The sequence below is a fragment of the Chryseobacterium sp. B21-037 genome (genome assembly GCF_028570785.1).
In the GTDB taxonomy this organism is placed as follows: Bacteria; Bacteroidota; Bacteroidia; order Flavobacteriales; family Weeksellaceae; genus Chryseobacterium; species Chryseobacterium proteolyticum.
The window spans coordinates 1,156,116-1,169,760 of record NZ_JALGCB010000001.1; the positions used below are offsets into that span (position 1 = coordinate 1,156,116).

The 13,645-nt window shown below is 38.4% G+C and carries 15 protein-coding genes; all 15 read left to right on the top strand.

Annotated elements, in window-relative coordinates:
* Window positions 1–16 precede the first annotated feature (16 nt).
* The 15 genes from MTQ00_RS04955 (at window position 17) to MTQ00_RS05025 (ending at window position 13,641) form a co-directional block, all read left to right on the top strand.
* Window positions 17–364, top strand: coding sequence for a hypothetical protein (locus MTQ00_RS04955; protein WP_273647947.1), 348 nt, complete (start codon window positions 17–19; stop codon window positions 362–364).
* 11 nt (window positions 365–375) lie between these two features.
* Entirely contained in the window at window positions 376–756 is a 381-nt protein-coding gene (locus MTQ00_RS04960; protein WP_273647948.1) for a hypothetical protein, read from the top strand.
* A gap of 39 nt (window positions 757–795) precedes the next feature.
* The gene (locus tag MTQ00_RS04965; RefSeq protein ID WP_273647949.1) at window positions 796–2,931 is read left to right on the top strand and encodes a catalase; all 2,136 of its coding nucleotides are present in this window, start codon (window positions 796–798) and stop codon (window positions 2,929–2,931) included.
* Between the two features lie 48 nt (window positions 2,932–2,979).
* Entirely contained in the window at window positions 2,980–4,149 is a 1,170-nt protein-coding gene (locus tag MTQ00_RS04970) for a zinc-dependent alcohol dehydrogenase (protein WP_273647950.1), read from the top strand.
* Between the two features lie 44 nt (window positions 4,150–4,193).
* The gene (locus MTQ00_RS04975; protein WP_273647951.1) at window positions 4,194–4,694 is read left to right on the top strand and encodes a CinA family protein; all 501 of its coding nucleotides are present in this window, start codon (window positions 4,194–4,196) and stop codon (window positions 4,692–4,694) included.
* Between the two features lie 4 nt (window positions 4,695–4,698).
* Window positions 4,699–5,499 carry an SDR family NAD(P)-dependent oxidoreductase gene (locus MTQ00_RS04980; protein ID WP_273647952.1) on the top strand — a complete coding sequence of 267 codons (801 nt, stop codon included), beginning with the start codon at window positions 4,699–4,701 and terminating at the stop codon, window positions 5,497–5,499.
* Window positions 5,500–5,504: 5 nt separating this feature from the next.
* Entirely contained in the window at window positions 5,505–6,257 is a 753-nt protein-coding gene (locus MTQ00_RS04985; protein ID WP_194304268.1) for an SDR family oxidoreductase, read from the top strand.
* 5 nt (window positions 6,258–6,262) lie between these two features.
* A complete protein-coding gene (locus MTQ00_RS04990; protein WP_273647953.1) occupies window positions 6,263–7,732 on the top strand; it encodes an alpha-amylase in 1,470 nt (489 codons plus the stop codon).
* Between the two features lie 24 nt (window positions 7,733–7,756).
* On the top strand, window positions 7,757–7,900 hold the full coding sequence (locus tag MTQ00_RS04995) for a hypothetical protein (protein ID WP_273647954.1): 144 nt from the start codon (window positions 7,757–7,759) through the stop codon (window positions 7,898–7,900).
* A gap of 63 nt (window positions 7,901–7,963) precedes the next feature.
* Window positions 7,964–9,475: an FAD-dependent oxidoreductase gene (locus MTQ00_RS05000; protein ID WP_273647955.1), complete on the top strand. Its 1,512-nt coding sequence runs from the start codon at window positions 7,964–7,966 to the stop codon at window positions 9,473–9,475.
* Between the two features lie 17 nt (window positions 9,476–9,492).
* The gene (locus MTQ00_RS05005) at window positions 9,493–10,149 is read left to right on the top strand and encodes a DUF6766 family protein (RefSeq protein WP_273647956.1); all 657 of its coding nucleotides are present in this window, start codon (window positions 9,493–9,495) and stop codon (window positions 10,147–10,149) included.
* 84 nt (window positions 10,150–10,233) lie between these two features.
* A complete protein-coding gene (locus MTQ00_RS05010; RefSeq protein ID WP_172282883.1) occupies window positions 10,234–10,914 on the top strand; it encodes a response regulator transcription factor in 681 nt (226 codons plus the stop codon).
* Between the two features lie 119 nt (window positions 10,915–11,033).
* Window positions 11,034–12,320: a sensor histidine kinase gene (gene porY, locus MTQ00_RS05015; RefSeq protein WP_273647957.1), complete on the top strand. Its 1,287-nt coding sequence runs from the start codon at window positions 11,034–11,036 to the stop codon at window positions 12,318–12,320.
* Between the two features lie 87 nt (window positions 12,321–12,407).
* Window positions 12,408–13,151: a COG4705 family protein gene (locus MTQ00_RS05020; protein ID WP_273647958.1), complete on the top strand. Its 744-nt coding sequence runs from the start codon at window positions 12,408–12,410 to the stop codon at window positions 13,149–13,151.
* A gap of 64 nt (window positions 13,152–13,215) precedes the next feature.
* On the top strand, window positions 13,216–13,641 hold the full coding sequence (locus MTQ00_RS05025; RefSeq protein WP_273647959.1) for a hypothetical protein: 426 nt from the start codon (window positions 13,216–13,218) through the stop codon (window positions 13,639–13,641).
* Window positions 13,642–13,645 lie beyond the last annotated feature (4 nt).

Here is a 13,645-nt window from a genome sequence, read left to right on the forward strand (position 1 = left end):
TACCTATATAAGCCAGATGGATGCTTCTATTGATCTGGCTTATTTAATACCTTATAGCAAAATGAATTACCAGGCGATAATCAAATCAATACAATGTGATCAGTTTAAAGAGGTTACCAATAAAGGGAAATGGCTGGAAGACAGTGCCACTGTATATGCCAAGGAAATCGGACAGAATATTTTTCTTGTTTTTATTACGGTGAAGAATATTGAAACCGAAAGCATCAGAGCCATGATAGGCCATTTTGACGACTTTAACAGTATTGGATCAAAGGAACCGAAACAGCTCATGTTTTATCTTTCCATAAAGAACAAAGAAGATCTGCATTATTTTGACAAGTATCTGAAAGTCCCAGAAATTTAAAATTCACGGTTATGATATTTGAAAATGAAACATTAAAACATTCGGGCCTCTATGATAAAAATAATATCCTTGAGAATGAATCTTTATTTCCCGGTATCATTAATACCTATGGGGTAAGTGCATTTGTTATGAAATCTTTGGAAAAAATAAAACATAATGCCAGCTGTGGACAATTGAAAACAACACTGGATAATTATACAACAGAATGTATTGCTTCCATCACCCGATACCAAAATGAAAGTTCAATAACCCATCCCAATATTCATGAAACAACAGGGAATATGAATTTTACATTATATGCTAAAACAGCTTATTATAAGGTCTTAAAAGAAGAAGAATATCTTCAGAAACTTATCAATAGTCTGGACAGAGAAATAAATCACATAGAATAACAGCTCTTCGGAGTAACACCAATCAACAATTACACTATTATGAAAAAAGATGCACAAAATAATCAAAAGATTGAACAACTGGAATCATTAAGTACCTCTAACGACAACGAAATGTTAACGACGAACCAGGGGCTTAAAATTAATGATAACCAGAATTCGCTAAAGGCAGGAGAAAGGGGACCCACCTTACTGGAAGATTTTATTCTCAGGGAGAAGATCACCCATTTCGATCATGAGCGTATACCCGAAAGAATAGTTCATGCCAGGGGTTCAGGAGCTCATGGCGTTTTTAAATTAACAAAAAGTCTTTCCCAATACACGAAAGCTAGATTCCTAAGTGAAATAGGTAAAGAAACTCCAGTTTTTGTGAGGTTTTCAACGGTTGCAGGTAGCCGGGGAAGCACAGACCTGGCAAGGGATGTAAGAGGATTTGCTGTAAAATTCTATACAGATGAAGGAAATTATGATCTGGTGGGGAATAATATGCCTGTATTTTTTATTCAGGATGCTATAAAGTTTCCTGATCTTATCCATGCCGTAAAACCGGAACCCGATAACGAAATTCCGCAAGCTGCTTCAGCACACGATACTTTCTGGGATTTTATTTCTTTAATGCCGGAAAGCATGCACATGATCATGTGGCTGATGAGCGACAGAGCCATCCCAAGAAGTTTCAGGATGATGGAGGGATTCGGTGTCCATTCTTTTAAACTGATTAATGAGGAAGGGAAATCCCATTTCGTGAAATTTCACTTTAAACCAAGGCTGGGAGTGCATTCTGTTGCATGGGATGAAGCCTTGAAAATTTCAGGCGCAGATCCGGATTTTCACAGGAGAGATCTTTGGGAGGCCATCGAATCGGGAAGTTTTCCTGAATGGGATCTGGGGGTACAGTTAGTGCCTGAAGAAGATGAGCATCGTTTTGATTTTGATCTTTTAGATCCTTCCAAAATTATTCCTGAGGAAATTGTTCCCGTAGAGATTGTAGGAACTTTAACCTTAAATAGAAATCCTGATAATTTTTTCGCTGAAACAGAACAGGTCGCTTTCCATCCCGGACATCTTGTTCCCGGAATAGACTTCAGTAATGATCCTCTGCTTCAGGGTAGGTTGTTTTCATATACAGATACCCAGTTATCCAGGTTAGGTTCACCCAATTTCCATGAAATTCCTATTAACAGATCTGTAAATACCGTACATAATAACCAGCGTGACGGCCATATGAGACAACAGATCGTTAAAGGAAAAGTAAGCTACGAACCCAATTCTATAGGAGGTGGATGTCCTTTCCAGGCTATGATGAAGGAAGGCGGATTTGTTTCTCATCAGGAGCCTGTCTCAGGAGCTAAAATAAGATCCAGAAGTAAGAGTTTCGTTGATCATTATTCCCAGGCAAAGCTGTTCTATAACAGTCAATCTGATCCGGAACAGCGCCATTTGCAAAACGCTCTTATTTTTGAACTTTCTAAAGTAACCATTCCTGCAATCAGGGAAAGGTTAGTGGGTCAACTAGCATTCATTGATGAAAAGCTGGCTTCCATTGTAGCAAATAAATTAGGGGTAAAAGTTAAAAAACCTGAGCAACCCAATCAAAGTATACCGGCAGATGCGGATCCGAAAGAATTGCAAAGCAAAGAAAAGGAACCTGAAATTGCGAAATCGGACGCTTTAAGCATGGAAAATACGGTTAAAGATACTATTAAAAGCAGGATCATTGGATTTATAATGGGGAACGGAACAGATGCTAAATCAACAACCCGGCTGAAAAACCTTCTTGAAAAGAATGGTGCTCAGGTACAGATCATAGGTCCGAGCGTAGCACCCGTGACAGCTGATGATGGTACTTCTTTTATTCCCAAGCATTCTCTCACCAGTACAAAGAGTGTATGTTTTGATGCGTTATTGCTTTGTCCGGGAGAACTGTCTGAAAAAGAGCTTTTGAGCCCTGAAAACAAACATGCAGTCCTCAACTTTATAAACGAAGCGTATCAACACTGTAAAGCTCTTTATTTTGGAGCTGGAACGGATAACCTTTATGCTAATTCTAATGTAGCTCATAAAAAGCACGAAGACCCTGCGATTATAAAAGCATCGGATCAGAATTCAGAAGACCGGTTTATCGACGCTATTGCCCGTCATAGGGTGTGGCATCTGGAAACGGAAAGGAATTCTTAGAAATTCATACTACACACCAACAACAGCATCACACCAAAATATTACATTATGAAAGCTGCAGTTTTTCACGCACCAGGTAAAATTACCTGCGACACAGTAGACGATCCTGTTATTCAGGATTCAAATGATATCATTTTAAAAGTAACCTCTACAGCCATTTGCGGAAGTGATCTTCATATGTATTCAGGGGGATTACCACAAGTTCGTCCTATGGTCATGGGACATGAATTTATGGGAATTGTAGAGGAACTGGGTAAAGGCATCACCCATCTGAACATTGGAGACCGGGTGGTTGTTCCATTCCCCGTTGCCTGTGGAGGCTGCTTTTTTTGTCAGCACGATCTGCCGGGTGCTTGTGAAAACAGTAATCCGGAACATTATGGACCAGAAGGCGGAATCCTTACCGAAAAAGGAGGAGGCTTATTCGGGTATACGGATCTTTATGGCGGTTATGATGGTGGGCAGGCACAATATGTAAGGGTTCCCTATGCTCATTTCGGACCCAGAAAAGTAGCCGATAACCTTACCGATGAACAGGTTTTATTTCTTACCGATATTTTCCCGACAGGCTATACCGGCGTTATGTGGGGCGAATTAAAAGGTGGAGAAACAGTAGCGGTCTTTGGGGCCGGACCCGTTGGTTCCATGTCGGTAAAAAGCGCCATTCTTCATAATGCCAAAAAGGTCATTGTAATTGATACTTTACAGTACAGGCTGGATCAGATCAAAAGGCTGACGGGCTGTGAAACCATTTTATGGGAAGATGCCAAAAATACCATTGAACAGATCAGGGACATGACGGACGGGCGCGGAGCCGATCTTTGCATTGATGCTGTTGGTTTCGAACCTGAAAGAGATTTGCTGGACAGGGCAAAAGCCGTCCTGAATTTTGAAAAGGGATCAATCAAGGTATTGGAGGCCTGTATGAGTGCGGTAAGACGTGGAGGAACAGTTTCTATTCTGGGGGTCTATCCTGTGAATTACGATAATTTTAAACTCGGACAGATCTTTGATAAAGGAATCACTTTAAAAGCAGGACAGGCTCCTGTACATCCCATTATAGACAGACTGATGAAACATGTAGAACATGGGGAAGTAAAACTCGATGATATTATCACCCATCGTCTCGGGCTGGATGAAGTAGCCAAAGGCTATGAAATCTTCGACAAAAAAGAAGATGGCTGTGTGAAAGTCGTCCTGGACCCATGGAAAGTATGAAACACGACATGGTACACCAATTAATCACTTAAAAATTTACGATTATGAAATTTCAAGAAAATTTGCTTCAATATATAAGCCAGTCCTTACTTAAAACAGGAGAAACAATTGCTGTAGCAGAAAGTGTAACATCAGGCTTATTACAGCTTGCATTTTCACAAATGCCAAACGCTTCTCTATTCTATAACGGTGGTATCACCGCCTACACTTTACCACAGAAAGTTATATTTCTGGATGTGGATCAGAAAGAAGCCGAAGAATGTGATTGCGTATCTGAGAATATTGCCAAAACCATGGCCCTGAGTGTCGCAAGATTATTTGATACAGACTGGTCCATTGCAACTACAGGTTATTGTACACCGGTGAGAAGTTCATCCTATAAAATATTTTCATATTTCGCATTTTCATACAAAGGAGAAATTGTTCTGAGTAAAAAGCTTGAACTTCATCCTAAAACTCAGGCATTGGATGCACAGTTATATTATACCGAATTTATTCTAGGGTGCTTTAAAAGTGAGCTTAACCAGGTTTTAATATTAAAATAAATTTATGGAACGTAAAAATCAATATGCACTCATTACAGGGGCTACAAGTGGAATAGGCTATGAGCTTGCCAAAATTTTTGCCAAAAACGGATATGACCTGGTTATTGTTTCCAGAAATCATGATCAGCTCAAAATTAAAGCAGAAGAATTTAAAAGCTACGGAGTGAATGTGATCCCTATCTCCAAAAATCTTTTCCTGCAGGATGAAGCTTATTCTTTGTACTCTGAACTCAAAGCCAACGCCATTAGTCCGGAAATTTTGGTTAATGATGCAGGCCAGGGAGTTTATGGTAAATTTCAGGATACCGATATACACAGGGAAATAGACATCGTCAACCTCAATATCACATCGGTGGTGATCCTGACTAAACTATTTTTAAAGGATCGCATATCCAAAGGAAGTGGAAAAATACTAAACCTGGCGTCCATTGCAAGCAAATCTCCCGGGCCCTGGCATTCCGTTTACCACGGTACTAAGGCATTTATATTATCATGGTCTGAAGCTATCCGTGAAGAACTGAAGGATACCGGAATTACTGTAACAGCCCTTTTACCGGGACCGACAGATACGGATTTCTTTAACAAAGCAGATATGACCAGGAGCAAGATCATGGAAGATAAAGAAAATTTTTCCTCTCCGGCAGATGTTGCCATGGATGGATTCAATGCTCTGATGAAAGGAGATGATAAGATCATTTCAGGGACAAGAAATAAGTTAAATGTTGCGATGCTTAATGTATCGACGGACAGCATGGCTGCTCAGAGAATGGGTGCCATGCAGGAGCCGGTTTCAGAAAAACACTAAAGATCATGGGAGAATTAAGATTAAACAACAAGTCGGTTCTTATCACAGGAGCTGACAGTGGCATTGGAAAAGCGGTCGCCTTGTTGTTTGCAAGACAGGGAGCTAATATTGCCATCATTTACCATGCTGATGATGAGGATGCAGAAAAAACACAGAATGACATTATGATGATCGGCAGAAAATCAATCCTTTTTAGGGGAGATATCAATGACTATGAATTTTGTGAAAAGACGGCAGCGAAGGTTGCTGAAGAATTCGGAGGCATAGACATCCTAGTGAATAACGCAGGAGTTCAGTTTCCTGCAGAGGATATCGAACAATTGGAGGAAGAAAATATCAGAAAAACATTTGATTCCAACATTATCGGAATGATCCTGCTTACAAAAGTAGTTTTCCCTTATCTGAAAGAAGGGGGAAGTGTTATTAATACAACCTCTGCGGTGGCTTATCAGGGACACGAAGAACTGGTAGACTATTCTGCTACAAAAGGGGCAATCGTATCTTTTACCCGTTCCCTGGCATTACAGTCGAAATCCAAAGGAATCAGGATCAATGCTGTTGCACCGGGACCTGTAGCAACACCTCTTACCAAGGAAACTTTTGGTGAAGAAGAGGAGGATCCCAGCAAACCTCCGTTTGAGAGAAATGCAACTCCCGAAGAGGTTGCCTACAGTTTTTTATTCCTTGCCAGTACAGAATCTGCGCAGATTACGGGGCAGGTTTTACATCCTAACGGAGGACTTATTGTGAATGGATAAATGATATGAATGGAGTTATTATGCAATTTTTCCATTGGTATCATGAAGCAAACCTTTGGAAAGAGTTTTTAGAAAAAGCAGATGATCTAAAAGAACTGGGGATAACTGCCGTATGGTTTCCTCCTGCTACAAAAGGCGGGCTGGGTAAAGAGGGAAGAGGCTACGATGTATATGATTTATATGATTTAGGGGAATTTGATCAGAAGGGGACAGTAGCCACACGATATGGAACAAAAGAAGAATACCTTACCGCAATTCAAAAAGCGCATGATATTGGAATGTCGGTGTATGCGGATATCGTTCTTAACCACAGGATAGGAGGGGATGAAAAAGAAGATATCATCGTACATGAAGTAAACGGAGAAAACAGAAATGAAATGGTAGGAGATTCTTTTTCAGCATCGGCTTTCACGAAATTTACTTTTCCCGGGAGAAATGGAAAATACTCGGATTTCATATGGGATTTTCACTGTTTTAGTGGTATAGATACTATTGTTAAGGACAACAATGAAAAGCAGGGAGTTTTTAAAATCCACAATACGTCGGGGCAAGAATGGAATGACTCTGTCAGTCATCAGTTTGGAAATTACGATTATCTGATGGGTGCTGATGTTGAATACCGGAATCCGGAGGTTGTTACAGAAATGAAAAGATGGATTAAATGGTATGTGGATACGACTAAAGTAGACGGACTTCGTCTTGATGCGTTAAAACATATTTCCTATGATTTTTTAAAAGAATGGATTATCTACATAAAAACGGAGCTTAAGCCTGATATTTTTATTATGGGGGAATTGTGGAAAGATGAGGTAGTAAAAATCAACGACTTTTCTGAATTCATGGAAGACCTTTTATGCTATTTTGATGTTCCGTTGCATTACCATTTTTATAATGCCTCCAATGAAGAGGAGAAATATGATCTGAGAAATATTCTGGATGGCACTCTTTTAAGTCAGAATCCCAGATGTTCAGTGTCATTTGTAGAAAATCATGATACCCAAAAGCTTCAGGCGTTGGAATCTGTCGTTAAAGATTGGTTTAAACCGATTGCCTACACATTGATCCTTATGAACGAAAATGCTTATCCATGTATTTTCTATCCGGACCTATACGGCGCTGAATATACTGACTTGTCAGAGGGCAAAGAAATTAAAGTTTCTATGCCTAAAGTTCAGCTTTTGCCACTGCTTTTAAAAGCCCGGCAGGAATTTGCCCATGGTGAGCAGATCAACTATTTTGATGATCCGAACTGCATTGCATGGATGAGAAAAGGTGATGAAAAACACAGAGGATGTATCATCATCATTTCTAACAACGGTGAGAGGGCCAAAGAAATTGATCTGGGGAAAGAAAATGCTAATTCCGAATATTTCGATTTTCTTCAACAGAGAAAAGATAAAATAAAATCAGATGAGAACGGAAGGGCCGTTTTTAAAGTAAATGCCCGCTCTGTAAGCATCTGGATTCAAAAATAATATAAACCACCAAAAACTTGTATTATGAAAACAACAGCAACGATCCTTTTAGGTATTTTTTGTCTCTTTTCTACGGTTTCATGCAGATGCAATCTTGAAGAAGATGAGCCAAAGGCAAAATATAAAAGTCCGGATGTCGAAAACGACACCATCATTCTTAAAAAGTAGGGTGCATTAATAAGTAATTGAAACAAATCTGATATTTTGGAATAACAACTTAAAACATCTATTATGTTTAGAGACGGCGTACGAAAAAGTATATGGCAGGAAGAAATCAGGAAATTCCCATCTAAAATCCATACAGATCCATTGTATGATGTAGCCATAGTAGGTGGCGGTATTACTGGTATTTCAACAGCAATGCGTCTGCAAAAGGCCGGCAAAAAGTGTATTATCCTGGAAGCTTCCAATATTGGCTTTGGAACAACGGGAGGCACCACTGCTCACCTGAACAATTTCTTTGATACCACCTATGCTGAAGCTATTAAAGATTTTGGATTAGATAATGCCATACTCTTAAAAAATGTAGGAATAGAAGCACTTCATATTATTAAAAACAATATCCATGAGTTTGATATTGATTGCGATTTTGAGATGAAAACCGGCTATCTTTTTGCTCTGGATGAAAAGCAGGAGAAGAAACTCGCTGATATTATAGAAGGCTCTTCAAAAGTAGGACATCGTATTGATTCTATTAACGATATTCCATTTCCCATCCCGTTTAAAGCAGCGGCAATTATTCCTGATCAGGCGCAATTTCATCCGGTTAAATATATAAAAAAACTTACCGAAGCTTTTATCGCGGCCGGTGGTGTGTTTATCGAAAAGTGCCTTTGTAAAAGCCATGAGGAGTTTGACGATATGGTGAGGTTGCATACATCGAAAGGCATAATCAATGCCACACATGTAATTTATGCCACTCACATTCCTCCAGGGATTAACCAGCTTCATTTTATGAATGCACCTTATAGAAGTTATGCCATTGCATTTACCTTAAAAGGTGATTCATACCCGAAAGATCTTGGTTATGATCTGGTAGATCCGTATCATTATTACAGGATTCAGGAAATCGATGGGAAAAACCTTCTAATTGCAGGTGGGGAAGACCATAAAACAGGACATTCTGATGATACAGGAGTATGTTTTTCGAGGCTTGAAAATTATGTGCGTCAGTATTTTGACGTGGGGACAGCTCAATACAGTTGGTCCAGTCAGTATTACGAGCCGGTAGATGGCTTACCCTATATCGGAGTATTGCCGGGAAGTAAAGGTCGTATTTATACAGCAACGGGGTTTCGGGGAAATGGGATGATCTTCGGAACGATTACCTCACAGATCTTAAGTGATTTAATTGTAAAAGGATCTAATAAATATGAGCAGCTTTTTTCTCCCGGCAGGATCAAACCGATCGCTGGATTTTCAACTTTTGTACAAGAGCAGGCAACTGTAATGTTTGATTTTATTAAAGACAAATTACTCACTGAAAAAATAACTTCACTTTCGGAGATTAAAGACGGTGAAGCCAAGGTGATCCGATACGAAGGAGAATCTTATGCGCTGTACAAAGAGAAAGGAGGGAGTTTACATATGGTAAAGAGTACCTGCCCGCATGCAAAATGTGAAGTAAGATGGAATAGTGCAGAGATCACTTGGGACTGCCCGTGTCACGGATCCCGTTTTAATGTTAATGGTAAGCTTCTTACGGGTCCTGCCGTGAAGGATTTGCAAAGAATAGAATCTTAATTTTAAAACTTACGGTCATGTCAAAAAATAATTTCTTTTACCGGAATAGTCTGAGTATTGTTTTAATTTCTTTAATGCTCATTTGTCTTTTGGGGCAGATTTTAACCGGCTGGAATACTCAGAATAAAGAATTAATGGAGGAAGGAAGTGCTACTCTGAGCCTGAGTGAATATGTATACAGCGGTCATTTCATTCAGGCGACTTTTGAAAACTGGGAAAGTGAATTCCTCCAAATGATGATCTATGTTTTGCTGACGATTTCCCTTAGACAAAAGGGCTCCAGTGAATCCAAATCCCTGGAAGAAAAAGAAGATGTGGACAAAGAGCCTGTCCCACATCCAAAAGCCCCATGGCCTGTGAAGAAAGGAGGCATTTGGTTAACGATATATAAGCATTCTCTATCCATTGCCTTTGCCATTTTATTTCTCTTAAGCTTTGCACTGCATTTTTACGGTAGTCTCAAAGAGTACAATACGGAGCAGATCTCCAAGGAAAAACCTGTTATTACAGCATTTGATTATATAACGGAATCCCGTTTCTGGTTTGAATCATTTCAGAATTGGCAAAGCGAATTTCTGGCTGTTTTTTCTCTTGTTATTCTATCCATCTGGCTTAGGGAGAAAGGGTCACCAGAATCTAAACCCGTTGACATGGCTCATGACGAAAATCCCTGATTAATGTTTTCTATTTTTTCGGATTTTTAGCACTATTTTAGTTTATTCAAAATTTCTTCAAAATTGGATATGTAAATTAGTCCCATGAAAATTCTGATCATAGAAGATGAAACCGAGCTGGCCAAAAGCATTTCTGAATATCTGTCGGAAGAGGATTACCTATGTGAGTTTGCCACTACTTTTCTTGAAGCAACAAGGAAAGTAGAAATGTTTCAATATGACTGTATCCTTTTGGATATCATGCTTCCCGATGGCAATGGGCTCAAAATTTTAGAAGAACTAAAAAAGCAAAACAAACAGGACGGAGTCATTATTATTTCTGCAAAAAATGCTTTGGATGATAAGATCAACGGATTACAAATGGGAGCAGATGATTATCTGACGAAACCATTCCATCTTTCCGAGCTTCTGGCAAGGATATATTCTATTATCCGCAGAAAACAGTTTAATAATTCTAATGTTATCAGCCAAGGTGAGCTCCTTATCGATCTTTTGGCTAAAAAAGTATCCATTAATAATACCGTCGTGTCGCTTACCAAAAAAGAATTTGATCTTTTAATCTATTTTATAGGTAATAAAAATAAAGTAATTTCCAAAAGTACTTTGGCTGAACACCTTTCAGGTGATTTTGCTGATATGCTTGATAATCACGATTTTGTGTATGCCCACGTTAAAAATTTAAAGAAGAAGCTTTACGATGCAGGATGTAATCATTATTTGAAAACAGTATATGGAACAGGTTATAAATGGGAAGAGGAAGATTAGGAGACAGATATTAGAACTTAGATATTAAAAATATGATGTAAAATTTTCCGGATTCTGAAATTCGGTCCAGATAAAGTAAACCTCATGATTAATAATATAATGCTTATTTTCCCCGAACTTTGAAACCTTTACTAAGTAAAACCACAAAACCTTTCCTGATCTACGTTCTTATCGTATTGGTCATCAGTATCCCCATTTATTACTGGGTAGTGGATACTATTTGGAAAAGTGAACTGGATGAGCATAATATAACCATTGTAGAGAAAACGGCTTATAGCTTTAACCGCTTAAAACTTTCGGATAGTGAGCTGGAAAAAAGCATTGTCCTCTGGAACAAGATTCAGCCAGGAACTGATATTGAATATGTTTCAGGTAATGACGCGCAAAAAGACGTTACATTTACAGTAGAGAAAAAGAAAACTTTTTCTGAAAAGCCAGAGGTCGAACGCTACCGGTGCTTAAAAAAAACGGTTTATATCAATCATAAACCATTTCTTTTTACAGTAGAAACCAATATTGAAGAATCACATGAAACAATAGCTGTTATTGCTGCCATTACTGTGTTTTTCTTTGTTCTTATTGTTGTGGGACTCTTATTCCTCAATAGAAGACTCTCTCGTTCCATCTGGCAGCCCTTCAGAAATACATTGGAAGAACTAAAAACTTTCAATCTGAATAGTCAGAATACCATCGATTTTACCAGCACTGATATTACAGAATTTGAAGAACTGAACGAATCCTTAAAGAAGTTGATAGAACATAATGTTTCAGCTTATAAAACTCAGAAGGAATTTACGGAAAATGCTTCTCATGAGCTGCAAACCCCCTTGGCTATTATCAAAAATAAGTTGGATGTTCTATTGCAGAACAGGGATCTTACGGAAAGGCAATATGAAATCATAGAAGAAATCAACAGGGCTTTGACCAGAAGTTCAAGAATCAATCAGAATCTTTTATTACTGGCTAAGATTGAAAACCGTCAGTTTGCTCAAAAAGAAAACCTGGAAATGAGTGGAATTCTCCACCAAAGTTTAGATATGTTTCAGGAGTATTTTGATCAAAAGCAGATACATATTCGTTCAGAAATCACTGAAGAAGTATATATTGATGGAAATCATACATTAGCTGAAACGCTGGTCAATAATCTTCTGATCAATATGGTAAGGCATACCCCAAATAATGGAACAGCTTATGTAAAGCTTTCCGAAAAACAGTTGGTCATTTCCAATTCAGGATCTGTTCAACTGGAGAAAGAGTCTCTATTTAAAAGGTTTTCAAAAGCTTCTACAGACACTAATGGAAGTGGTCTTGGGTTGGCTATTGTGAAAGAGATTTGTAATCATCAACGGTGGACCATAACATATCATTTTGAGCATCATCATCACATTTTTTCTGTAAATTTCTAATAATCCCGAAGGTATGATGCGGATGCCATAAATCTATTCTTTCATTCTAAATTTCTTCCAAATTGATCAGGAACTTTGAATGAAAAAATGAAAACGATTAATAAAGTAGCTTCTGTCACGCTTCTTTTCTGGCTGATGAAAATAACGGCTACGACCCTGGGTGAAACTTTCGGGGATTTTATATCCATGACCCTCAATCTCGGATATACGATGGGTATTCTTGTTACCTTATGCCTTTTTATCATCACTATTTCAATCCAATTAACGGTTAAGCAATATATTCCCATTGTTTACTGGCTGGTAATCATAGGAACCACTACTTTAGGTACTGAAATTTCTGATTTTATTGACCGGACTTTAAAAGCAGGATACCTTGCAGGCAGTTTAATTTTAGTTGCAGGACTATTAACGACGCTTTTCTTATGGTACCGAAAATATAAGAATCTTGAGGTTTATCCTGTTTTTGAAAGAAGCAAAGAGATCTATTATTGGATTAGTATTCTTTTTTCAAATAGTCTCGGAACGGCATTCGGTGACTTCCTGAGTGACAATCTGGGATTGAGTTATTTAACGGGAGCCTGGGTTACCGGTATCATTATCCTGGTCGTAGTTCTCCTGCATTATCATACCAAAATCAATCATGTTTTGCTATTCTGGATTGCATTTGTTTTTACAAGACCGTTTGGTGCTACCTTTGGTGATTTCCTGACCAAACCTCTTTCAAAGGGAGGACTTGATCTGGGAACACTCAATGCGTCATTGGTTTCCCTGGGACTATTACTTTTCATGATCTTTATTTCTCATAAAAAGCAAGAAAATAAACCCCTGTAATCCCATCTTCTAAATTTATTCTAAATCATACCCGATCATTGTATCTTTAATTAACTATCATACAATGAAAAAATCAGGAATTTTAATAGCATTTATAGTAGGCGCAGCCATGATTCATGCACAAAAGATCCAAAAAGATGTCCCGGTTCAGGTACAATCTTCGTTCACCCGAAAATTTCCAGACGCTCATCATGTAAAATGGGAAAAAGAAAAAGGGAAATTTGAAGCGGGATTTACATCTAAAGGAACTTCTTATTCAGCTCTGCTGGATGCAACAGGAAACATTATTGAGACTGAAAAGCTGATCAGTCCACAATCACTTTCTGCTCCCATTAAACAGTTTATCATTAAAAAATATCCGGAATCCTCTATAAAAGAAGCTGCTCAAATAACAGATTCAAAAGGGGTGGTTACTTACGAAGCAGAAGTGAATGGAATGGACATCATCTTTGACGCCAACGGTAAATTTTTAAAGGAAATTAAAGACTAGAAAT